Origin of the sequence: Streptomyces sp. NPDC058653, from assembly GCF_042716895.1 — a bacterium.
Lineage (GTDB): Bacteria > Actinomycetota > Actinomycetes > Streptomycetales > Streptomycetaceae > Streptomyces.
The window spans coordinates 14,708-36,131 of record NZ_JBHXRM010000008.1 but is presented as its reverse complement, the minus strand read 5'-3'; the positions used below and the strand labels follow the sequence as shown (position 1 = coordinate 36,131).

Annotated in this window: 21 protein-coding genes; 20 read left to right on the top strand and 1 reads right to left on the bottom strand. The window is 71.1% G+C overall.

The window, feature by feature from the left end; genetic code table 11:
- The first annotated feature begins 131 nt into the window (after positions 1-131).
- The 8 genes from aroC (at position 132) to nusB (ending at position 7,007) form a co-directional block, all read left to right on the top strand.
- Positions 132-1,316 carry a chorismate synthase gene (gene aroC, locus ACFWU9_RS09485; protein ID WP_384316025.1) on the top strand — a complete coding sequence of 395 codons (1,185 nt, stop codon included), beginning with the start codon at positions 132-134 and terminating at the stop codon, positions 1,314-1,316.
- Positions 1,313-1,951 carry a shikimate kinase gene (locus ACFWU9_RS09480; protein WP_384316023.1) on the top strand — a complete coding sequence of 213 codons (639 nt, stop codon included), beginning with the start codon at positions 1,313-1,315 and terminating at the stop codon, positions 1,949-1,951. The genes aroC and ACFWU9_RS09480 overlap by 4 nt, the downstream gene beginning before the upstream one ends.
- A complete protein-coding gene (gene aroB, locus ACFWU9_RS09475; protein ID WP_384316021.1) occupies positions 1,948-3,048 on the top strand; it encodes a 3-dehydroquinate synthase in 1,101 nt (366 codons plus the stop codon). The genes ACFWU9_RS09480 and aroB overlap by 4 nt, the downstream gene beginning before the upstream one ends.
- Entirely contained in the window at positions 3,045-3,485 is a 441-nt protein-coding gene (aroQ, locus tag ACFWU9_RS09470; RefSeq protein ID WP_384316020.1) for a type II 3-dehydroquinate dehydratase, read from the top strand. Before aroB ends, aroQ begins: the two co-directional genes overlap by 4 nt.
- A 144-nt stretch (positions 3,486-3,629) precedes the next feature.
- The gene (locus ACFWU9_RS09465; protein ID WP_384316018.1) at positions 3,630-4,676 is read left to right on the top strand and encodes an AAA family ATPase; all 1,047 of its coding nucleotides are present in this window, start codon (positions 3,630-3,632) and stop codon (positions 4,674-4,676) included.
- 136 nt (positions 4,677-4,812) lie between these two features.
- On the top strand, positions 4,813-5,925 hold the full coding sequence (locus ACFWU9_RS09460; protein WP_384316016.1) for an aminopeptidase P family protein: 1,113 nt from the start codon (positions 4,813-4,815) through the stop codon (positions 5,923-5,925).
- Positions 5,926-6,006: 81 nt separating this feature from the next.
- On the top strand, positions 6,007-6,573 hold the full coding sequence (gene efp, locus ACFWU9_RS09455) for an elongation factor P (RefSeq protein ID WP_384316014.1): 567 nt from the start codon (positions 6,007-6,009) through the stop codon (positions 6,571-6,573).
- A 2-nt stretch (positions 6,574-6,575) separates the two neighbouring features.
- Positions 6,576-7,007, top strand: coding sequence for a transcription antitermination factor NusB (gene nusB / locus ACFWU9_RS09450; protein ID WP_384316012.1), 432 nt, complete (start codon positions 6,576-6,578; stop codon positions 7,005-7,007).
- Positions 7,008-7,410: 403 nt separating this feature from the next.
- Here nusB and bldD read toward each other — a convergent pair whose 3' ends face one another.
- Positions 7,411-7,911 (bottom strand): transcriptional regulator BldD, encoded by a 501-nt coding sequence (bldD, locus tag ACFWU9_RS09445; protein ID WP_030355502.1) that lies wholly within the window; start codon positions 7,909-7,911, stop codon positions 7,411-7,413.
- A 216-nt stretch (positions 7,912-8,127) separates the two neighbouring features.
- Between bldD and pyrR the strand changes: the two genes are divergently transcribed.
- From pyrR to coaBC, 12 genes are all read left to right on the top strand, one after another.
- Positions 8,128-8,718 (top strand): bifunctional pyr operon transcriptional regulator/uracil phosphoribosyltransferase PyrR, encoded by a 591-nt coding sequence (gene pyrR / locus ACFWU9_RS09440; protein WP_384316010.1) that lies wholly within the window; start codon positions 8,128-8,130, stop codon positions 8,716-8,718.
- A gap of 128 nt (positions 8,719-8,846) precedes the next feature.
- Positions 8,847-9,887, top strand: a complete 1,041-nt coding sequence (locus tag ACFWU9_RS09435) for an aspartate carbamoyltransferase catalytic subunit (protein WP_384316008.1) — start codon at positions 8,847-8,849, stop codon at positions 9,885-9,887.
- A 2-nt stretch (positions 9,888-9,889) separates the two neighbouring features.
- Complete coding sequence (locus ACFWU9_RS09430) at positions 9,890-11,176, top strand: dihydroorotase (RefSeq protein WP_384316006.1); 1,287 nt, start codon at positions 9,890-9,892, stop codon at positions 11,174-11,176.
- Positions 11,173-11,814, top strand: coding sequence for a hypothetical protein (locus ACFWU9_RS09425; protein WP_384316004.1), 642 nt, complete (start codon positions 11,173-11,175; stop codon positions 11,812-11,814). The genes ACFWU9_RS09430 and ACFWU9_RS09425 overlap by 4 nt, the downstream gene beginning before the upstream one ends.
- Positions 11,811-12,977 (top strand): glutamine-hydrolyzing carbamoyl-phosphate synthase small subunit, encoded by a 1,167-nt coding sequence (gene carA, locus ACFWU9_RS09420; protein WP_384316002.1) that lies wholly within the window; start codon positions 11,811-11,813, stop codon positions 12,975-12,977. The genes ACFWU9_RS09425 and carA overlap by 4 nt, the downstream gene beginning before the upstream one ends.
- Positions 12,970-16,296, top strand: coding sequence for a carbamoyl-phosphate synthase large subunit (gene carB / locus ACFWU9_RS09415; RefSeq protein WP_384315999.1), 3,327 nt, complete (start codon positions 12,970-12,972; stop codon positions 16,294-16,296). Before carA ends, carB begins: the two co-directional genes overlap by 8 nt.
- A gap of 242 nt (positions 16,297-16,538) precedes the next feature.
- Positions 16,539-17,648, top strand: coding sequence for a quinone-dependent dihydroorotate dehydrogenase (locus ACFWU9_RS09410; protein WP_384315997.1), 1,110 nt, complete (start codon positions 16,539-16,541; stop codon positions 17,646-17,648).
- Positions 17,645-18,526: an orotidine-5'-phosphate decarboxylase gene (gene pyrF / locus ACFWU9_RS09405; protein ID WP_384315995.1), complete on the top strand. Its 882-nt coding sequence runs from the start codon at positions 17,645-17,647 to the stop codon at positions 18,524-18,526. Before ACFWU9_RS09410 ends, pyrF begins: the two co-directional genes overlap by 4 nt.
- Positions 18,527-18,781: 255 nt before the next feature.
- Entirely contained in the window at positions 18,782-19,105 is a 324-nt protein-coding gene (locus tag ACFWU9_RS09400; RefSeq protein ID WP_005319887.1) for an integration host factor, read from the top strand.
- Positions 19,106-19,143: 38 nt separating this feature from the next.
- Positions 19,144-19,707, top strand: coding sequence for a guanylate kinase (gene gmk / locus ACFWU9_RS09395; protein WP_384315993.1), 564 nt, complete (start codon positions 19,144-19,146; stop codon positions 19,705-19,707).
- An 80-nt stretch (positions 19,708-19,787) separates the two neighbouring features.
- A complete protein-coding gene (gene rpoZ / locus ACFWU9_RS09390; protein ID WP_023542989.1) occupies positions 19,788-20,060 on the top strand; it encodes a DNA-directed RNA polymerase subunit omega in 273 nt (90 codons plus the stop codon).
- A gap of 99 nt (positions 20,061-20,159) precedes the next feature.
- Entirely contained in the window at positions 20,160-21,389 is a 1,230-nt protein-coding gene (gene coaBC, locus ACFWU9_RS09385) for a bifunctional phosphopantothenoylcysteine decarboxylase/phosphopantothenate--cysteine ligase CoaBC (protein WP_384315991.1), read from the top strand.
- Positions 21,390-21,424 lie beyond the last annotated feature (35 nt).

Below are 21,424 nucleotides of genomic sequence, written 5' to 3'. Positions count from 1 at the left end.
CGGCCGCCGCGCCCGTATCCGCAGGCTGGACGGAGTCACGGAGCGGGCGGCCGGTCATGGCAGGATCGGGACCCGAGGATGCGTACCGCAGTCGTACCGTCGAAGATGTCGAGATTCACCGAGGAGCACCGTTGAGCAGGTTGCGCTGGCTGACAGCGGGGGAGTCGCACGGACCCGCACTCGTCGCGACGCTGGAGGGCCTTCCCGCGGGTGTGCCGATCACCACCGAGATCGTGGGCGATCACCTCGCCAGGCGCCGTCTGGGCTACGGGCGCGGCGCGCGGATGAAGTTCGAGCGCGACGAGGTCACCTTCCTCGGCGGCGTACGGCACGGGCTGACCATGGGATCGCCGGTCGCGATCATGGTCGGCAACACCGAGTGGCCCAAGTGGGAACAGGTCATGGCGGCCGACCCGGTCGACCCCGAGGTGCTGGCGGGTCTCGCCCGCAACGAGCCGCTGACGCGTCCGCGCCCCGGCCACGCCGACCTCGCGGGCATGCAGAAGTACGGCGCGTCCGAGGCCCGGCCGATCCTGGAGCGCGCCAGCGCCCGGGAGACGGCGGCCCGGGTCGCCCTCGGCGCGGTCGCCCGCTCGTACCTGAAGGAGACGGCCGGGATCGAGATCGTCTCCCACGTCGTCGAACTGGCCACCGCCAAGGCGCCGTACGGCGTCTACCCGACCCCCGGCGACGTCGAGCGGCTCGACGCCGACCCCGTCCGCTGTCTGGACCCGGAGGCGAGCGAGGCGATGGTCGCGGAGATCGACCAGGCCCACAAGGACGGCGACACTCTCGGCGGTGTGGTCGAGGTGCTGGCGTACGGCGTGCCCGTCGGCCTCGGCTCGCACGTCCACTGGGATCGCCGGCTCGACGCCCGGCTCGCCGCGGCCCTCATGGGCATCCAGGCCATCAAGGGCGTCGAGGTCGGCGACGGCTTCGGCCTCGCCCGGGTGCCCGGCTCCCGGGCGCACGACGAGATCATGGTGACCGACGAGGGCATCAGGCGCGCCTCGGGCCGCTCCGGCGGCACGGAGGGCGGACTGTCGACGGGCGAACTGCTGCGCGTACGGGCCGCGATGAAGCCCATCGCGACCGTGCCCCGCGCGCTCGCCACCGTCGATGTCGCCACCGGCGAGGCCGCGAAGGCGCACCACCAGCGCTCCGACGTCTGCGCGGTGCCCGCCGCGGGCATCGTCGCGGAGGCCATGGTCGCGCTGACCCTCGCGGACGCCGTGGCCGAGAAGTTCGGCGGCGACAGCGTCCCCGAGACCCGGCGCAACGTCGAGTCGTACCTGAAGAATCTGGTGATCCGATGAGCGGCCCCCGGATCGTCCTCGTCGGCCCGATGGGGGTCGGCAAGACCACCGTGGGCGCGCTGCTCGCCGAACGTCTCGACACCGACTACCGGGACACCGACGCCGACATCGTCGCCGCCGAGGGCCGGGAGATCTCGGACATCTTCTTCGACGAGGGCGAGCGGCACTTCCGGGATCTGGAGCGGGAGGCCGTACGCACCGCGCTCGCCGAACACCGCGGTGTCCTCGCGCTCGGCGGCGGGGCGGTTCTCGACAAGGACACCCGCGAACTGCTCGCGGACCTGCCCGTCGTCTATCTCTCGATGGAGGCGAACGAGGCGGTCCGGCGCACCGGTCTGGGCCTGGCCCGGCCGCTGCTCGCCATCAACCCCCGCCAGCAGTGGAAGCTGCTGATGGAGGAGCGGCGCTCCCTCTACACGGAGGTCGCGCGCGCGGTCGTGCCGACCGACGAGCGGGCGCCCGAAGAGGTCGCCGAAGCCGTCATCGAGGCACTGGAGCTGGGCGCGGAGGCCGTCCCCGGCCCCGACCCGTCCACCAACCCGACCACCTCCGGCGCCGACCCTTCGGCCGGCGCGGGCACGGCCGGCACCGCTCCCGGCACCGGCACCGCTCCCGGCAAGGAGAACCAGGCATGACGACGGACCAGGACCGGACGGTCACCCGTATCCAGGTCGGCGGCGCCGGCCACGACCCTTACGAGGTGCTGGTCGGCCGGCAGTTGCTGGGCGAACTGCCCGCGCTCGTCGGCCCCCGGGCCAAGCGCGTCGCCGTACTCCACCCCGAGGCGCTCGCGGAGACCGGCGAGGCGCTGCGCCAGGACCTCGCGGACCAGGGGTTCGAGGCGGTCGCCATCCAGCTGCCGAACGCCGAGGAGGCGAAGACCGTCGAGGTCGCCGCCTACTGCTGGAAGGCGCTCGGACAGACCGGATTCACCCGCAGCGATGTCATCGTCGGCGTCGGCGGCGGCGCCACCACCGATGTCGCCGGCTTCGTCGCCGCGACCTGGCTGCGCGGGGTGCGCTGGATCGCCGTACCGACGACCGTCCTCGGCATGGTCGACGCGGCGATCGGCGGCAAGACGGGCATCAACACGGCCGAGGGCAAGAACCTCGTGGGCGCGTTCCATCCGCCCGCCGGGGTGCTGTGCGACCTCGCGGCGCTCGACTCGCTGCCGGTGAACGACTACGTGAGCGGTATGGCCGAGATCATCAAGGCGGGATTCATCGCCGATCCGGCCATTCTCGATCTCGTGGAGTCCGACCCCGAGGGGGCGCGTTCGCCCGCCGGACCGCACACCGCCGAGCTGATCGAGCGTTCCATCCGGGTCAAGGCCGAGGTCGTGTCCAACGACCTCAAGGAGTCCGGCGTACGCGAGATCCTCAACTACGGCCACACCCTCGCCCACGCCATCGAGAAGAACGAACGCTACAAGTGGCGGCACGGCGCCGCCGTCTCCATCGGCATGGTCTTCGCCGCCGAACTGGGCCGCCTCGCGGGCCGGCTGGACGATGCCACCGCCGAACGGCACAGCGCCGTGCTGAAGTCGGTCGGACTCCCGCTGACCTACCGCGGCGACCAGTGGCCCAAGCTGCTGGAGACCATGAAGGTCGACAAGAAGTCCCGCGGTGACCTGCTGCGTTTCATCGTTCTCGACGGTCTGGCCAAGCCGACCGTGCTGGAGGGGCCCGACCCGGCGGTGCTGCTCGCCGCGTTCGGGGAGGTGTCCGAGTGAGCCGTCGGGTCCTGGTCCTCAACGGCCCCAATCTGGGCCGCCTCGGTTCCCGCGAACCGGACGTCTACGGCTCCGTCTCTTACGCCGGTCTTGTGGAGACCTGCCAGTCGACCGGCAAGGAGCTGGGCCTCGACGTCGACGTACGCGAGACGAACGACGAGGGCGAGCTGATCCGCTGGCTGCACGAGGCCGCCGACGGATCGCTCCCGGTGGTGCTCAACCCCGGGGCTTTCACCCACTATTCGTACGGAATGCGTGACGCCGCAGCGCAGCGCACCGCGCCGCTGATCGAGGTGCACATCTCGAACCCGTACGCACGCGAGGAATTCCGCCACACCTCGGTCGTCGCGGCGGTCGCCAGTGGCACGATCGCGGGGTTCGGCATGGGCTCGTACCGGCTGGCGCTCCGCGCGGTCGCCGAGGAACTGGACGGCTGACGGGCAGGCCCGGCGGGCGGCCGGGCACTCGGGGCGGGCCCGGGACGTTACCTACGGAAGCGGCCGGGAACGGTACCGTTCGAAAGCAAGTCGGCCTGGCGGCCGAGCGATCAGCGTCAGACGTACGAGACGGAGTGGCACCGGATGCAGCACGCGATGGGGGCTCCGCTGCCGCCTCCCCATGGTTCGGCGCCCGGAGCGGGCGGACAGGGCGCGGGCGCGTGGGCGCACGGCTCCCCGCCGCACGGTCCGCCACCGCACGGCGCACCACACTCCGGCCCGCCGGCCGGCCCCCCCGCGCCCCACGGGCAACCACCCGTACCGGGCGCGGTGCCGTACGGCCCCCCGTCCGGGCCCGGCGGGCACCCGGGGCCCCACCCGCACGGCGGGCCCCGGCAACACGGCGCACCTCACCCGCACGGCGCACCACAGCCGCCTCAGGGGCCCCCGCCGCCCGGTCGGCCCACCGGGCCCCAGCACGTCCCCGGGGCGCCCCAGCAGGCGCCGGTGCCCCCGCAGGGCCCCCCGGTACCCCAGGCCCCACCGCCGCCGGACTCGACCGGGCACATCCAGCTGCCGCCCGGCGGCCCCGTTCCCCTGCCCGTGCCGCATCTCGCCGACAGCGGGACGGGCGCCGCCACCCTGGCCGTCCTGCTGATCGGCCCTGCCGGCGCGGGCAAGACGACCGTCGCCCGGCACTGGGCCGCGCGCCGGCAGGTCCCCACCGCGCACATCAGCCTCGACGACGTACGCGAGTGGGTCTGCTCCGGCTTCGCCGACCCGCAGTCCGGGTGGAACGAGCACTCCGAGGCCCAGTACCGCCTGGCCCGCCGCACCTGCGGCTTCGCCGCCCGCAACTTCCTGGCCAACGGCATCTCCTGCATCCTCGACGACGCCGTCTTCCCCGACCGCCCGGTCGTCGGACTCGGCGGCTGGAAGCGCCACGTCGGCCCCGGACTGCTGCCCGTGGTCCTCCTGCCCGGCCTGGAGATCGTCCTGGAGCGGAACGCGGAGCGCAGCGGCAACCGCCGGCTCTCCGACGAGGAGGTGGCGGGCATCCACGGCCGGATGGCCGGCTGGTACGGCTCCGGACTGCCGATCATCGACAACTCGAAGTACGACGTCGAGACGACGGCCCGGGTCCTGGACGACGTGCTCGCCCGGTCGATCGCCAGCCCGCCGGCCTGGTAGCGGGGACACCGGCTCTCCCCGCCCACCGGAGGGGGCCGCCTCCCGGCTCCCGGTGTCCCTTCCGTACGGCGTCCACGCCGCCCCGGTCGGACGCGTCGGCCGCGCCGAGCCGGGCCCGCGCTCATAGGCTCGATACATGTCAGAGGTGTATGCGGTCCGTCGCGGGCGGCTGCGCGACCGGTGCGCCGCGGCCGGCAGCGATGCCGCCCTGGTCTCCCTGCCCGCCAACGTCCGCTATCTCGCGGGCGGCGCACCACCGGGGGCGGTCCTGCTCCTCGGCGTCGCCGACCAGCGGGACGTACTCCTCTGCCCCCGCACCCCCAGCGGCGCTCCCGCCGACGGCCGCCCCGACGAAGGCCTGCGGCTGAGCGTCCTTCCCACCGCCGCGGGTGATCCGGCCGTCGCCGCCGCCGACCTCCTCGACTCGTCCACGGTCCGGACCCTCGCCGTCGAGGAGCACCATCTGACCGTCGCCCGCCACCGCGCCATCGGCTCGGTGGCACCCCGGCTGCTCCTCGGGGACCTCGGCTGCGCCGTGGAACAGGAGCGCACGGTCAAGGACGAGGGGGAGATCTCCCAGCTGCGGATCGCCGCCGAGATCTCCGACCAGGCACTGGGCGAACTGCTCGAATCGATCCTCGTCGGCCGCACCGAACGCCATCTCGCGCTGGAGCTCGAACGCCGGCTGGTCGACCACGGCGCCGACGGACCGGCCTTCCGTACCTCGGTCGCCACCGGTCCCAACGCGGGCCGCGCGGGCCACCGGCCCTCGGACCGCAGGGTCGAGGAGGGAGATTTCCTCTCCGTTCGCCTCGGCGCCAACTACCACGGATACCGTTGCGAGATCGGCCGCACGTTCGTCATCGGAACGTCGCCCGCCGACTGGCAGATCGAGCTGTACGACCTCGTGTTCACCGCACAACGAGCAGGTCGGGAGGCTCTGACGCCCGGTACCGCCTACCGCGACGTGGACCGCGCGGCCCGTCAGCCGCTGGAGTCCGCGGGGTACGGCGAGGGGCTCGCGGCCCGTACGGGACACGGTGTGGGGCTCGAAATCGACGAGGACCCGCAGTTGGCGCCCGCCGCCATGGGTAAACTGGACGCTTGTGTGCCGGTCACCGTCGAACCGGGGGTCCACCTTCCGGGCCGGGGCGGTGTCCGGATCGATGACACGCTCGTCGTCCGCCCCGAGGCGGACGGCGGACCCGAGCTACTCACCATCACGACCAAGGAACTGCTCGCGCTCTAGCCGTCCGGCAGGCTCTGCCGGCCGCGCCGGCGGCGCGCAACCGTGGTCCCACCCAGCTTCAGTCCAGGAGATTCCGCAACCGTGGCTTCCACGAACGACCTCAAGAACGGCATGGTGCTCAAGCTCGACTCTGGCCAGCTCTGGTCCGTCGTCGAGTTCCAGCACGTCAAGCCTGGCAAGGGCCCGGCCTTTGTGCGTACCAAGCTGAAGAACGTGCTCTCCGGCAAGGTCGTCGACAAGACCTTCAACGCCGGCGTGAAGGTCGAGACGGCCAGCGTCGACCGCCGCGACATGCAGTTCTCGTACATGGACGGCGAGTACTTCGTCTTCATGGACATGGGCACCTACGACCAGATCCACATCAGCCGGGAGATCGTCGGCGACGCCGCGAACTTCCTCCTGGAGGGCTTCGAGGCCACGGTGGCGATGTACGAGGGCAGCGCGCTCTACGTCGAGCTGCCCGCCGCCGTCGAGCTGGTCATCGAGCACACCGACCCCGGGGTGCAGGGCGACCGTTCCACCGGTGGCTCCAAGCCCGCCAAGCTGGAGACCGGTTACGAGATCGGTGTCCCGCTCTTCATCACGACCGGCGAGAAGATCAAGGTCGACACGCGCTCCGGTGAGTACCTCGGCCGGGTGAACAGCTAACCGTGGCTGCTCGTAACAAGGCCCGTAAGCGCGCCTTCCAGATCCTTTTCGAGGCCGACCAGCGCGGGGCGCCCGTGCGGACGGTCCTCGCGGACTGGCTTCGGCACGCCCGGACCGACGACCGCCAGCCGCCGGTCAGCGAGTACACGATGGAGCTCGTCGAGGGGTACGCGGAGTACGCCGAGCGCATCGACGAACTCATCTCCACCTACTCCGTGGGCTGGACGCTCGACCGGATGCCGGTCGTCGACCGGAACATCGTGCGGCTCGGCACGTACGAGCTGGTCTGGGTCGACGGAACACCCGACGCCGTGGTGATCGACGAGGCGGTACAGCTCGCCAAGGAGTTCTCCACCGACGACTCGCCGTCCTTCGTGAACGGTCTCCTCGGCCGCTTCAAGGACCTCAAGCCGAGCCTGCTGCGCGTCGACTAGCGCACGCCCCCAGCGGGGTCGGCACGGTCGATCGTGTCCTCAAGCGCCGGACGGGCCGCACACGCGGGCCGTCCGGCGCTTGAGTGCGGGTATCGGACGCCGTGCCCGGGCGGATCGTGGACGGAGAACCGGCGGCCTCCGGGTCCCGATCATGCGCCGTTGAGCCGAACGGGTGACACGCGGCCCCGGGGCACACCGTGCTCGGGGCCGTATCCGCGTTCGATCCGGGCGCTGCGCGAGGGTGATATCTCTCTCGCTCGGCCCGGGCCCCCGAAAGGGCCTCGGCCCCGCCCGGAGGGGCCTCGGCGGGGCCGGCAGAAGCCTTCGACACGCCGGAAGGGCGGCCCGCCGATCGCGGCCCGCCCTTCCGGATGTGACGTTTCTGCTGTTCTGTACCGCGGTGTCAGCCCTCCTCGTGGGCCACGGCACGGCGCGCGTCCGCGTCCAGCACACCCCAGCTGATCAGCTGCTCGGTCAGGACCGAGGGCGACTGGTCGTAGATGACCGCGAGGGTGCGCAGGTCGTCCTGGCGGATCGACAGCACCTTGCCGTTGTAGTCGCCGCGCTGGCTCTGGATGGTCGCCGCGTAACGCTGGAGAGGGCCGGCCTTCTCCTGCGGGACATGGGCGAGACGCTCCAGGTCCAGGACGAGCTTCGGCGGCGGCTCGGCGGCCCCGCCCGGCGTGGTGCCCGGCAGGAGCTCCTGGACCGGCACACCGTAGAAGTCGGCCAGCTCGGCGAGGCGCTGCACGGTCACGGCGCGGTCGCCGCGCTCGTACGACCCCACCACCACGGCCTTCCAACGGCCCTGGGACTTCTCCTCCACGCCGTGGAGGGAGAGGCCCTGCTGGGTGCGGATGGCGCGGAGCTTGGCCCCGAGCTGCTTTGCGTATTCGCTGGACATAAGGCTCCCCGGACGCTGGGACAATCTGCGGCTCCGCCGCGTGGCTGGTGACTCACTGTGAGGTTACGCAGCGTGACTTGGATGCGTCAAGCCGAATGGTCCGGACCCGCCCCGCCACAAGTCCGGAAAAGGCCGTTGGACCTGGTAATGTCGACGGCGCAAATCCGACGTCCTTTAACGTCCGTCCCGTGAGGCGGAGAAGGAGGTCCGTTTCTTATGGACACGCACAGCTCTGATGCCGCCCGCCCCGTGCTGGAGGCGCCCGACATCGCACGGGCACTGACCCGTATCGCCCACGAGATCGTCGAACGCGCCAAGGGCGCCGACGACGTGGTTCTGCTCGGCATTCCGACCCGTGGCGTCTTCCTGGCCCGGCGGCTCGGCGACAAGCTCGAAGAGATCACCGGCGGCAAGATCCCGGTCGGCTCGCTCGACATCACGATGTACCGGGACGATCTGCGGATGCGGCCCGCCCGCGCGCTGGCCCGTACCGACATCCCGGCCGACGGCGTCGACGGGCGCCTCGTGGTCCTCGTGGACGACGTGCTCTTCTCCGGCCGCACCATCCGCGCGGCCCTCGACGCGCTCGGCGACATCGGACGGCCACGCGCGGTCCAGCTCGCCATCCTCGTCGACCGAGGCCACCGCGAACTGCCCATCCGCGCCGACTACGTGGGCAAGAACCTCCCCACCTCGCTGCGCGAGACGGTCAAGGTGCTCCTCGCCGAGGAGGACGGCCGCGACACCGTGCTGCTGGGCCTGAAGAAGCCCGCCCCGGGGGAGCCCGCCCCGGCCGGCGAGCGGTAGCGCCGACACCCGCACGCCGCGGGCCGGTCCCCGGCCGCGGCGTCGGCGCGCCCCGATGCCGCCGAGCCCGTCCGGAACAGCCCGGACCCCGGAACCCGGAACCACCTCCACACAACGGAGCACCACCGATGCTGCGCCTTCCAGGGGCAAGCCCCCGTACCCCCGGCCATCTGATCTCCGCCGCCGACCTCACCCGCGACGACGCCGTGCTGATCCTCGACACCGCCGAGGAGATGGCCCGCGTCGCCGACCGGCCCATCAAGAAGCTGCCGACGCTGCGCGGCCGTACGGTCGTCAACCTCTTCTTCGAGGACTCGACCCGCACCCGGATCTCCTTCGAGGCCGCAGCCAAACGCCTCTCCGCCGATGTCATCAACTTCTCGGCCAAGGGCTCGTCGGTCTCCAAGGGAGAGTCGCTCAAGGACACCGCGCTGACGCTGGAGGCGATGGGCGCCGACGCCGTCGTCATCCGCCACGGGTCCTCCGGCGCCCCCTACCGGCTCGCCAACTCCGGCTGGATCGACGGCGCCGTCATCAACGCCGGTGACGGCACGCACGAACACCCCACCCAGGCGCTGCTCGACGCCTTCACGATGCGCCGCAGGCTGGTCGGCGCCGACGCGGGCATCGGCAGGGACCTCGAAGGGCGCCGGATCACGATCGTCGGCGACATCCTGCACAGCCGGGTCGCCCGCTCCAACGTCCTGCTGCTGGACACGCTCGGCGCGCTGGTCACGCTCGTCGCACCGCCGACCCTGCTGCCGATCGGCGTCGAGAAGTGGCCCTGCGAGGTGTCGTACGACCTCGACCAGGTGCTGCCCAAGTCCGATGCCGTGATGATGCTCCGGGTCCAGCGCGAGCGGATGAACGCCGCCTTCTTCCCCACCGAGCGCGAGTACTCACGGCGCTACGGGCTCGACGGCCAGCGCATGGCGCGGATGCCCGACAACTCGATCGTCATGCACCCCGGCCCGATGAACCGCGGTATGGAGATCACCGCCGAGGTCGCCGACTCCGACCGCTGCACCGCCGTCGAGCAGGTCGCCAACGGCGTCTCGACGCGGATGGCCGTCCTGTATCTGCTGCTGGGCGGCGCTGTGTTCAATTCAACGAGTGCGCCCGCCGTCACCCATTCCCGCGCGTCGTCCGCCACCGAGGAGAGCAAGTAACCATGAGCAAGACCCTGATCCGTGGCGCCAAGGTGCTCGGCGGCGAGGCGAGCGACGTCCTCATCGACGGCACGGTCATCGAGCGGGTGGGCATCGGCATCGACGCGGGTGACGCCACCGTCGTGGAGGCCGAGGGGCAGATCCTGCTGCCCGGTCTGGTCGATCTGCACACGCATCTGCGCGAGCCGGGCCGTGAGGACTCCGAGACCGTCCTCACCGGCACCAGGGCGGCGGCGGTGGGCGGCTTCACCGCCGTGCACGCCATGGCCAACACCTTCCCCGTCGCCGACACCGCCGGTGTCGTCGAGCAGGTCTGGCGGCTCGGCCGGGAGTCCGGCTACTGCGACGTGCAGCCCGTCGGCGCCGTCACCGTCGGCCTGGAGGGCAAGCAGCTCGCCGAACTCGGCGCCATGCACGACTCGGCCGCCGGTGTGCGGGTCTTCTCCGACGACGGCAAGTGCGTGGACGACGCGGTGATCATGCGCCGGGCCCTGGAGTACGTGAAGGCCTTCGACGGGGTCATCGCCCAGCACGCCCAGGAGCCCCGGCTCACCGAGGGCGCCCAGATGAACGAGGGCGTCGTCTCGGCGGAGCTCGGGCTCGGCGGCTGGCCCGCCGTCGCCGAGGAGTCGATCATCGCCCGGGACGTCCTGCTGGCCGCCCATGTCGGCTCCCGCGTCCACATCTGCCATCTCTCCACGGCCGGTTCGGTCGAGATCATCCGGTGGGCCAAGTCGAAGGGCTGGAACGTCACCGCCGAGGTGACCCCGCACCATCTGCTGCTGACCGACGAGCTCGTACGGTCCTACAACCCCATCTACAAGGTGAACCCGCCGCTGCGTACCGAGGCCGACGTCCTGGCGCTGCGCGAGGCCCTCGCCGACGGCACCATCGACTGCGTCGCCACCGACCACGCCCCGCACCCGCACGAGGACAAGGACTGCGAGTGGGCCGCCGCCGCCATGGGCATGGTCGGCCTGGAGACCGCCCTGTCCGTGGTCCAGCAGACGATGGTCGACACCGGTCTCATCGACTGGGTGGGCGTCGCCGACCGGATGTCCGTACGGCCCGCGCAGATCGGCCGTCTCGCCGGACACGGCCGTCCCGTCTCGGCAGGTGAGCCCGCCAACCTCACGCTCGTCGATCCCGATTACCGTGGAGTGGTGGACCCCGCGGGCTTCGCCTCCCGCAGCCGCAACACCCCCTACCAGGGCCGCGAGCTGCCGGGACGTGTCACGCACACCTTCCTGCGGGGCCGTGCCACGGTCGTCGACGGGAATCTGGCGTGAGCGCTGCACTGATCAATCTGGCCGCCGAGCAGAGGTCGGCGGAGGTGACCGACTGGTCCGCCCGGATCGGCTGGGTGGTGGGCCTGCTCCTCTTCGTCGCGCTCGTGTACTGGCTGATGCGCCAGGGCTGGAAGTGGCGCGGGAGCCTCCAGTCCGATCTGCCGGAGCTGCCCCAGGCGCCCGGAGGTTCGACGGCCGGGGACGTACGGCTGCGGCTCAGCGGCCGCTACCACGGCTCCACGACCGCCGGGCAGTGGCTGGACCGGATCGTCGCCCACGGCCTCGGCGTGCGCAGCCGGGTGGAGCTGACGCTCACCGACGCGGGCGTCGACGTCGTACGGCCCGGGGCCACCGACTTCTTCGTCCCGGCCGGCCGACTGCGCGCCGCCCGGCTCGACAAGGGCATCGCCGGCAAGGTCCTCGCCGAGGGCGGACTTCTGATCCTCACCTGGCAGCACGGCGACCGGCTGCTCGACTCCGGCTTCCGATCGGACCACGCGGCCGAGCACACCGCCTGGGTCGAGGCCGTCGACCTCATGAACCGGTCCACGACGACGCACGACGCACCGGTCCCGGCCGCCCACGCGCCGGCCGCCCCGCACACCGCACAGATCACGACGGAAGGCACCGCACGATGACCCTCTCCACCCGGGGAGCCGCCCAGGCTCCCGCCGTACTCGTCCTGGAGGACGGCCGCGGCTTCCGCGGCCGTGCCTACGGGGCCGTGGGGGAGACCTTCGGCGAGGCGGTGTTCTCCACCGGTATGACCGGCTACCAGGAAACCCTCACCGACCCCTCGTACCACCGCCAGGTCGTCGTCATGACCGCCCCGCACATCGGCAACACCGGTGTCAACGACGAGGACGACGAGTCCGGCCGGATCTGGGTCGCCGGCTATGTCGTACGCGACCCCGCCCGCACCCCGTCCAACTGGCGCTCCCGGCGCCCCCTGGACGAGGAGCTGGTACGGCAGGGCGTCGTCGGCATCAGCGGGATCGACACCCGCGCCCTCACCCGCCATCTGCGCGAGCGCGGCGCGATGCGCGTCGGCATCTTCTCCGGCCCCGCCCTGCCCGACGGATCTCCGACCGACCACGCGGCACTGGCCGAGCGCGTACGCCGGGCACCCGCGATGAAGGGCGCGAACCTCTCCGCGGAGGTCGCCGCCACCGAGACGTACGTCGTCCCGGCCATCGGCACCAAGCGGTTCACCGTCGCCGCCATCGACCTCGGCATCAAGGGCATGACGCCCCGCCGGATGGCCGAGCGCGGTATCGAGGTGCATGTCCTGCCCGCCACCGCGACCGTCGACGACGTCTACGCGATCGAGCCCGACGGCGTGTTCCTCTCCAACGGTCCCGGCGACCCGGCCACCGCGGATCTCACGGTCGTCAAGGCCGTGCTGGAGCGCGGCACCCCGCTCTTCGGCATCTGTTTCGGCAACCAACTCCTGGGCCGCGCCCTGGGGTTCGGCACCTACAAACTCAAGTACGGTCACCGCGGCATCAACCAACCCGTGCAGGATCGTTCCACCGGCAAGGTCGAGGTCACCGCGCACAACCACGGGTTCGCCGTCGACGCCCCGCTCGACCGGATCTCCGACACTCCCTACGGCCGCGCCGAGGTCTCCCACGTCTGTCTCAACGACAACGTGGTCGAGGGGCTCAGACTGCTCGACCGGCCGGTCTTCAGCGTCCAGTACCACCCCGAGGCGGCGGCCGGCCCGCACGACGCCGCGTACCTCTTCGACCGCTTCACGTCCTTGATGAACACCGTCCCGATGGAGGACCCGCGTGCCTAAGCGCTCCGATATCCGGTCCGTCCTGGTCATCGGCTCGGGCCCGATCGTCATCGGCCAGGCGGCCGAGTTCGACTACTCCGGTACCCAGGCCTGCCGCGTCCTCAAGGCCGAGGGCCTGCGCGTCATCCTCGTCAACTCCAACCCGGCCACGATCATGACCGACCCGGAGATCGCCGACGCCACCTACGTCGAGCCGATCACCCCCGAGTTCGTCGAGAAGATCATCGCCAAGGAGCGCCCCGACGCGCTCCTGCCCACCCTCGGCGGCCAGACCGCGCTCAACACCGCGATCTCCATGCACGAGGCCGGCGTCCTCACCAAGTACGGTGTCGAACTCATCGGCGCCAACGTCGAAGCCATCCACAAGGGCGAGGACCGCGACCTCTTCAAGGGCGTCGTCGAGGCCGTCAACGCCAAGATCGGCCACGGCGAGTCCGCCCGCTCCGTCATCTGCCACTCGATGGACGACATCCTGGCCGGTGTCGACGAACTCGGCGGCTACCCCGTCGTCGTACGCCCCTCCTTCACCATGGGCGGCGCCGGCTCCGGCTTCGCCCACGACGAGGACGAGCTGCGCCGGATCGCCGGACAGGGCCTGATGCTCTCGCCGACCACCGAGGTGCTCCTGGAGGAGTCCATCCTCGGCTGGAAGGAGTACGAACTGGAGCTGATGCGCGACAGGAACGACAACGTCGTGGTCGTCTGCTCCATCGAGAACTTCGACCCGATGGGCGTCCACACCGGCGACTCCATCACCGTCGCGCCCGCCATGACCCTCACCGACCGCGAGTACCAGCGGCTGCGCGACATCGGCATCGCGATCATCCGCGAGGTCGGCGTCGACACCGGCGGCTGCAACATCCAGTTCGCCGTCGACCCGGCCGACGGCCGGATCATCGTCATCGAGATGAACCCGCGCGTCTCGCGCTCCTCCGCGCTCGCCTCCAAGGCCACCGGTTTCCCGATCGCCAAGATCGCGGCGCGTCTCGCCGTCGGCTACACGCTCGACGAGATCCCCAACGACATCACCGAGAAGACCCCGGCCTCCTTCGAGCCGACCCTCGACTACGTCGTGGTGAAGGTCCCGCGTTTCGCCTTCGAGAAGTTCCCCGCCGCCGACGCCACCCTCACCACCACCATGAAGTCGGTGGGCGAGGCGATGGCCATCGGCCGCAACTTCACCGAGGCGCTCCAGAAGGCGCTGCGCTCGCTGGAGAAGAAGGGCAGCCAGTTCGACTTCACCGGCGACCTCGGTACCAAGGCCGAGCTGCTGGAGCTGGCGAAGGTCCCCACCGACGGCCGCGTCAACACCGTCATGCGGGCGATCCGCGCCGGTGCGAGCCAGGAGGAGGTCTTCGACGCGACGAAGATCGACCCCTGGTTCGTCGACCAGCTCTTCCTGATCAAGGAGTACGCGGACGAGCTCGCCGCAGCCGACCGGCTCAGCCCCGAACTCCTCGCCGAAGTCAAGCGCCACGGCTTCTCCGACGCCCAGATCGCCGAGATCCGGGGGCTGCGCGAGGACGTCGTACGCGAGGTACGGCACGCGCTCGGCATCCGCCCCGTCTACAAGACGGTCGACACGTGCGCCGCCGAGTTCGCCGCCAAGACGCCGTACTTCTACTCCTCCTACGACGAGGAGAGCGAGGTCGCGCCGCGCGAGAGGCCCGCGGTGATCATCCTCGGCTCGGGCCCCAACCGCATCGGCCAGGGCATCGAGTTCGACTACTCCTGCGTGCACGCCTCCTTCGCGCTGAGCGCGGCCCCGACCCCCGCCGGCGGCTACGAGACCGTGATGGTCAACTGCAACCCGGAGACCGTCTCCACGGACTACGACACCTCCGACCGGCTCTACTTCGAGCCGCTCACCCTGGAGGACGTCCTGGAGATCGTCCACGCGGAGACGCTGGCCGGGCCCGTCGCGGGCGTCATCGTCCAGCTCGGCGGCCAGACACCGCTCGGTCTCGCCCAGGCGCTGAAGGACAACGGCGTCCCCGTCGTCGGCACGCCCCCGGAGGCGATCCACGCCGCCGAGGACCGCGGCGCCTTCGGCCGGGTCCTCGCCGAGGCCGGGCTGCCCGCCCCCAAGCACGGCACGGCCACCACCTTCGACGAGGCCAAGGCCATCGCCGACGAGATCGGCTACCCGGTGCTGGTCCGGCCCTCGTACGTGCTGGGCGGGCGCGGCATGGAGATCGTGTACGACGAGACCCGGCTCTCCTCGTACATCGCCGAGTCCACCGAGATCAGCCCCACCCGGCCCGTCCTGGTCGACCGCTTCCTCGACGACGCCATCGAGATCGACGTCGACGCGCTCTACGACGGGACCGAGCTCTACCTCGGCGGCGTCATGGAGCACATCGAGGAGGCCGGCATCCACTCCGGCGACTCGGCGTGCGCCCTGCCCCCGATCACCCTCGGCGGCTTCGACATCAAGCGGCTGCGCGCCTCCACCGAGGCCATCGCGCGCGGGGTCGGCGTACGCGGTCTGATCAACATCCAGTTCGCGCTGGCCGGTGACATCCTGTACGTCCTGGAGGCCAACCCGCGCGCCTCGCGCACCGTGCCGTTCACCTCCAAGGCCACCGCCGTGCCACTGGCCAAGGCCGCCGCCCGGATCTCCCTGGGCGCCACCATCGCCGACCTCCGTACGGAGGGGCTGCTGCCCTCGGCCGGCGACGGCGGCACGCTGCCCCTGGACGCGCCGATCTCCGTCAAGGAGGCCGTCATGCCGTGGTCGCGCTTCCGCGACATCCACGGACGCGGCGTCGACACCGTCCTCGGCCCGGAGATGCGCTCCACCGGCGAGGTCATGGGCATCGACTCCGTCTTCGGCACGGCGTACGCCAAGTCGCAGGCGGGGGCGTACGGTCCGCTTCCCACGAAGGGCCGCGCCTTCATCTCCGTCGCCAACCGCGACAAGCGCTCGATGATCTTCCCCGCGCGGGAACTGGTGGCGCACGGCTTCGAACTGCTCGCCACCTACGGCACCGCCGAGGTCCTGCGGCGCAACGGCATCAACGCCACGATCGTGCGCAAGCAGTTCGAGGGCACCGGCCCGAACGGCGAGAAGACCATCGTCCAGCTCATCCACGACGGCGAGGTCGACCTCATCGTCAACACCCCCTACGGCACCGGCGGCCGGCTGGACGGCTACGAGATCCGTACGGCGGCCGTGGCGCGCGGCGTCCCCTGTCTGACGACGGTGCAGGCACTCGCCGCGGCCGTCCAGGGCATCGACGCCCTCAACCACGGCGACGTGGGCGTCCGTTCGCTCCAGGAGCACGCCCAGCACCTCATCGCGGCCCGGGAGGACTAGGCCCTGTGGGGAGAGTCGCGCCGCCGGGCAGGGCCCGCGGCGCGACTCACCCCGCACGCCCCGGAGCGCGTCCGGGGCAGTTCCCCCGGCGCGGGAGGGTGCTCTTTGCGTCGTCGGGGTCATTCGAGTGCGCCCGGTACGAGAATGATCCCTTCGACAGACGACGCCACGCGCCGGCGCCGCGCCCCGCCGCGTGCGCGGACGGTGCCATTCGTCAGACACGACCCAGAGGAGCCCCGCTCATGTACCGACTCTTCTTCCGGCTCTTCTTCCGGCGGATGGACCCGGAGCAGGCCCACCAACTGGCCTTCCGCTGGATCCGGTTCGTCGTCGGCGTCCCCGTCCTGCGTACCTTCGTCGCCGCCGCGCTCGCGCCCCGTTACGAGGAGCTGCGCACCGAGGCCTTCGGGCTGCGCATGCACGGCCCCTTCGGCCTAGCCGCGGGCTTCGACAAGAACGCCGTCGCCATCGACGCCATGAGCATGCTCGGCTTCGACCACGTCGAGATCGGCACGGTCACCGGCCGGCCGCAGACGGGCAATCCGCCGCAGCGTCTGTTCCGGCTGCCCGCCGACCGGGCGCTGATCAACCGCATGGGCTTCAACAACGACGGATCGGCCACCATCGCCCTGCGCCTCGCCACCCGCCGACCGGTCTTCCGTACCACCGTCGGCGTCAACATCGGCAAGACCAAGGCCGTAGGCGACGACGGGGCGATCGGCGACTACGTGACGTCGACCGAACGCCTGGCCGCCCACGCCGACTACCTCGTCGTCAACGTCTCGTCCCCCAACACCCCCGGTCTGCGTGACCTCCAGGCCGTCGACCAGCTGCGACCGCTTCTGACGGCCGTGCGCGAGGCCGCCGACCGCGTCGTCACCGAGCGGCGCGTCCCGCTGCTGGTGAAGATCGCGCCCGATCTCGCCGACGAGGACATCGACGCCGTCGCCGACCTGGCCGTCGAGCTGGGCCTCGACGGCATCATCGCCACCAACACCACCGTCGCCCGGCACGGCCTCGGCCTGAGGACGGCCCCGTCCCTGCTCGCCGAGGCCGGAGGACTCTCCGGCGCGCCCCTGAAGAAGCGCTCGCTGGAGGTCCTGCGCCGTCTCTACGCACGGGTGGGGGACAGGATCACCCTCGTCGGCGTGGGTGGCATCGAGAACGCCGAGGACGCCTGGCAGCGCATCCTGGCCGGCGCGACGCTCGTCCAGGGCTACAGCGCCTTCATCTACCAGGGACCGTTCTGGAGCCGGGGCATCCACAAGGGGCTCGCCGCCCGGCTGGCCACCAGCGGGTACGCCACTCTCGCCGAGGCCGTCGGCGCGGACACCAGGAAGGTACGCGCGTGAACACCGCCCACGTATCCGCAGCGACGACCGACGCCGAGCCCTTCGGCGCACGCCTGCGCCGCGCCATGGACACCCGGGGCCCGCTCTGCGTGGGCATCGACCCCCACGCCTCCCTGCTGCGCGACTGGGGCCTGAACGACGACGTCGAGGGGCTGACGGCCTTCACACGGACGGTCGTCGGGGCACTGGCCGACCGCGTCGCCGTACTGAAACCGCAGTCCGCGTTCTTCGAACGGTTCGGCTCGCGCGGTGTGGCCGTCCTGGAGAACGCGGTCGCCGAGGCGCGAGCCGCCGGGGCGCTCGTGCTGATGGACGCCAAGCGGGGCGACATCGGCTCCACCATGGCCGCGTACGCCGCGACCTACCTCGACAAGGACAGCCCGCTCTTCTCGGACGCCGTCACCGTCTCGCCGTACCTCGGCTTCGGCTCGCTGCGCCCCGCACTGGACGCGGCGGCGATCAGCGGCTCGGGTCTCTTCGTCCTCGCCCTCACCTCCAACCCGGAGGGCGCCGAGGTCCAGCGGGCCACCACCGCCGGCGGCCCCTCGGTGGCACAGGCGATGCTCGACCACATGGCGGCCGAGAACGCGGGCGCGGCTCCGCTCGGCTCGGTCGGCGCCGTCGTCGGGGCGACCCTCGGCGAGGCCGGGGTGAATCTCGCGATCAACGGTCCGCTCCTCGCCCCCGGCATCGGGGCGCAGGGCGCGACCCCCGCGGATCTTCCGGGAGTCTTCGGCGCGGCCGTCCGAAACGTGGTGCCGAGTGTGAGCCGGGGTGTACTGCGTGCCGGTCCCGATGTTTACGCCCTGCGTGCGGCCGCGGAGCGGTTCGCGGACGAGGTCCGGACGGCGGTCGGGGGCGCAGAAGCAGCGCGCTGAGGCGGGTCGAACGCGGATTCTGCGTTGATCCGGCGCGGATCCAGGAAGAAAAGCGGGTTGTTTTGCCAGGAATGTCCTGGTCGGGCGATGCTGACCAGGACTTTTCGGCTGTTCTCGCTGACGAGAGCGGTCTTCAACGCTAGTCTCCGTCGAGAGCCAACGTGCGGAGGTTTCGCTCGTTGCTCCCCTGGTGTGGGGCGTCCCCGTTCCTCACCGGTCCGTATCCGACAGTTCGACATCCGAGGTGACGTAGGCGTGGCTCTTCCGCCCCTTACCCCTGAACAGCGCGCAGCCGCGCTCGAAAAGGCCGCCGCGGCTCGCCGGGAGCGGGCCGAGGTCAAGAATCGACTCAAGCACTCCGGCGCCTCCCTCCACGAGGTCATCAAGCAGGGACAGGAGAACGACGTCATCGGCAAGATGAAGGTCTCCGCCCTCCTCGAATCCCTGCCCGGCGTGGGCAAGGTGCGCGCCAAGCAGATCATGGAGCGACTCGGCATCTCCGAGAGCCGCCGTGTGCGGGGTCTCGGCTCCAACCAGATCGCGTCGCTGGAACGCGAGTTCGGCGGCGGTGCCGCCTGACGTTCCCGGGCACTCCCGGGAACCTGGATAATCGCTGCATGGCACCAGAGGTACGTCCGCGGCTGACCGTGCTCTCCGGCCCCTCGGGGGTCGGCAAGAGCACGGTCGTCGCCCATATGCGCAAGGTCCACCCCGAGGTATGGCTCTCGGTGTCGGCCACCACCAGAAAGCCGCGCCCCGGCGAACGCAACGGCGTCCAGTACTTCTTCGTGGGCGACGAGGAGTTCGACAAGCTGGTCGCCAACGGTGAACTGCTGGAATGGGCGGAGTTCGCGGGCAATCGCTACGGCACGCCGCGTCGCGCGGTGCTCGAACGCCTGGAGGCGGGCGAGCCCGTCCTCCTGGAGATCGATCTCCAGGGCGCGCGGCAGGTCAAGGACTCGATGCCGGACTCGCAACTGATCTTCCTGGCGCCGCCGAGCTGGGACGAACTGGTCCGCCGGCTCACCGGCCGGGGCACCGAGTCGGCCGAGGTGATCGAGCGCCGGCTGGCGGCCGCGAAGGTGGAGCTGGCCGCCGAGTCGGAGTTCGACACCAGCCTGGTCAACACCTCCGTCGAGGACGTCGCTCGCGAGCTGCTAGCCTTGATGGCAGTTGTCTGACCTCTGTCTGCTTTCGCGCAGCCGTCGGCAGCACCCGGTATTTCCTGTATTTCCCTGATTTATCTTCGGAAGGCAAGAGAGTGTCCTCTTCCATTTCCACGCCCGAGGGCATCATCAACCCGCCGATCGACGAGCTGCTCGAGGCCACGGACTCGAAGTACAGCCTCGTGATCTACGCGGCCAAGCGCGCGCGTCAGATCAACGCGTACTACTCGCAGCTCGGTGAGGGCCTGCTCGAGTACGTCGGTCCGCTGGTGGACACACACGTCCACGAGAAGCCGCTCTCGATCGCCCTGCGTGAGATCAACGCGGGTCTGCTGACGTCCGAGGCCATCGACGGCCCGGCGCAGTAACGGCGACAGACTCCCTTCACCACAGGCCCGGCGGCGCGACCGCCGGGCCTGTGGTGTGTCATAGGGGAAGACGCATCCAACCGAACACGGGGAGACACGGTGGACCAGACGGAGCGGTCGGGAGGCAGGCCGAGGGTCGTCCTCGGGGTGAGCGGCGGGATCGCCGCGTACAAGGCGTGCGAGCTGCTGCGCCGTCTCACCGAGTCGGGCCATGACGTACGGGTCGTACCGACCGCGTCCGCCCTGCATTTCGTCGGCGCCGCGACCTGGTCCGCGCTCTCCGGCCACCCCGTCTCCACCGAGGTCTGGTCGGACGTCCACGAGGTGCCGCACGTGCGCATCGGCCAGTCCGCCGATCTCGTCGTCGTCGCCCCCGCCACCGCCGACATGCTCGCCAAGGCCGCCCAGGGTCTGGCGGACGACCTGCTGACCAACACCCTCCTCACCGCGCGCTGCCCGGTCGTCTTCGCGCCGGCCATGCACACCGAGATGTGGGAGCACCCCGCCACGCAGGCGAACGTCGCCACCCTGCGCGAGCGCGGAGCCGTCGTCGTCGAGCCCGCCGTCGGCCGTCTGACCGGCGTCGACACCGGCAAGGGGCGGCTGCCCGACCCCGACGCGATCTTCGAGGTCTGCCGCCGGGTCCTGGCGCGCGGGGTGGCCACGGCCGACCTGGCGGGGAGGCATGTCGTGGTCTCGGCCGGTGGCACGCGAGAGCCGCTCGACCCCGTGCGTTTCCTCGGCAACCGCTCCTCCGGGAAGCAGGGGTACGCGCTGGCCCGTACGGCGGCCGCCCGGGGCGCCCGCGTCACCCTTGTCGAGGCCAACACCGGGCTGCCCGACCCGGCCGGTGTCGACATCGTGCGCGTCGGTACCGCCGTACAACTGCGCGAGGCGGTCCTGAAGGCCGCCGCGGACGCCGACGCCGTGGTCATGGCGGCGGCCGTGGCCGATTTCCGCCCCGCGGAGTACGCCGCCGGAAAGATCAAGAAGAAGGACGGCGAGGAGCCCGCGCCGATCGTGCTGGTCCGCAATCCGGACATCCTCGCGGAGATCGGCGCCGACCGGCCGAGGCCGGGACAGGTGATCGTCGGATTCGCCGCCGAGACCGACGACGTGCTGGCCAACGGCCGCGCCAAGCTCCGCCGCAAGGGCTGTGATCTGCTGGTCGTCAACGAGGTGGGAGAGCGCAAGACCTTCGGCGCCGAGGACAACGAGGCCGTGATCCTCGCCGCGGACGGCGGTGAGACGCCGGTGCCGCGCGGTCCCAAGGAGGCGCTCGCCGACACGGTCTGGGACCTGGTCGTACCCTCGCTCGGGTCCGTCTAGACGAACGGAAAGTTAATTCTTGGTTCCCTCTTCCG

Bases quoted from the DNA above. Each gene is read 5' to 3' on its own strand.
- ACFWU9_RS09480 (WP_384316023.1), top strand. From the start codon at position 1,313: ATGAGCGGCCCCCGGATCGTCCTCGTCGGCCCGATGGGGGTCGGCAAG.
- aroB (WP_384316021.1), top strand. From the start codon at position 1,948: ATGACGACGGACCAGGACCGGACGGTCACCCGTATCCAGGTCGGCGGC.
- ACFWU9_RS09465 (WP_384316018.1), top strand. From the start codon at position 3,630: ATGCAGCACGCGATGGGGGCTCCGCTGCCGCCTCCCCATGGTTCGGCG.
- ACFWU9_RS09460 (WP_384316016.1), top strand. From the start codon at position 4,813: ATGTCAGAGGTGTATGCGGTCCGTCGCGGGCGGCTGCGCGACCGGTGC.
- bldD (WP_030355502.1), bottom strand. From the start codon at position 7,911: ATGTCCAGCGAATACGCAAAGCAGCTCGGGGCCAAGCTCCGCGCCATC.
- pyrR (WP_384316010.1), top strand. From the start codon at position 8,128: ATGGACACGCACAGCTCTGATGCCGCCCGCCCCGTGCTGGAGGCGCCC.
- ACFWU9_RS09435 (WP_384316008.1), top strand. From the start codon at position 8,847: ATGCTGCGCCTTCCAGGGGCAAGCCCCCGTACCCCCGGCCATCTGATC.
- ACFWU9_RS09430 (WP_384316006.1), top strand. From the start codon at position 9,890: ATGAGCAAGACCCTGATCCGTGGCGCCAAGGTGCTCGGCGGCGAGGCG.
- carA (WP_384316002.1), top strand. From the start codon at position 11,811: ATGACCCTCTCCACCCGGGGAGCCGCCCAGGCTCCCGCCGTACTCGTC.
- ACFWU9_RS09410 (WP_384315997.1), top strand. From the start codon at position 16,539: ATGTACCGACTCTTCTTCCGGCTCTTCTTCCGGCGGATGGACCCGGAG.
- gmk (WP_384315993.1), top strand. From the start codon at position 19,144: ATGGCACCAGAGGTACGTCCGCGGCTGACCGTGCTCTCCGGCCCCTCG.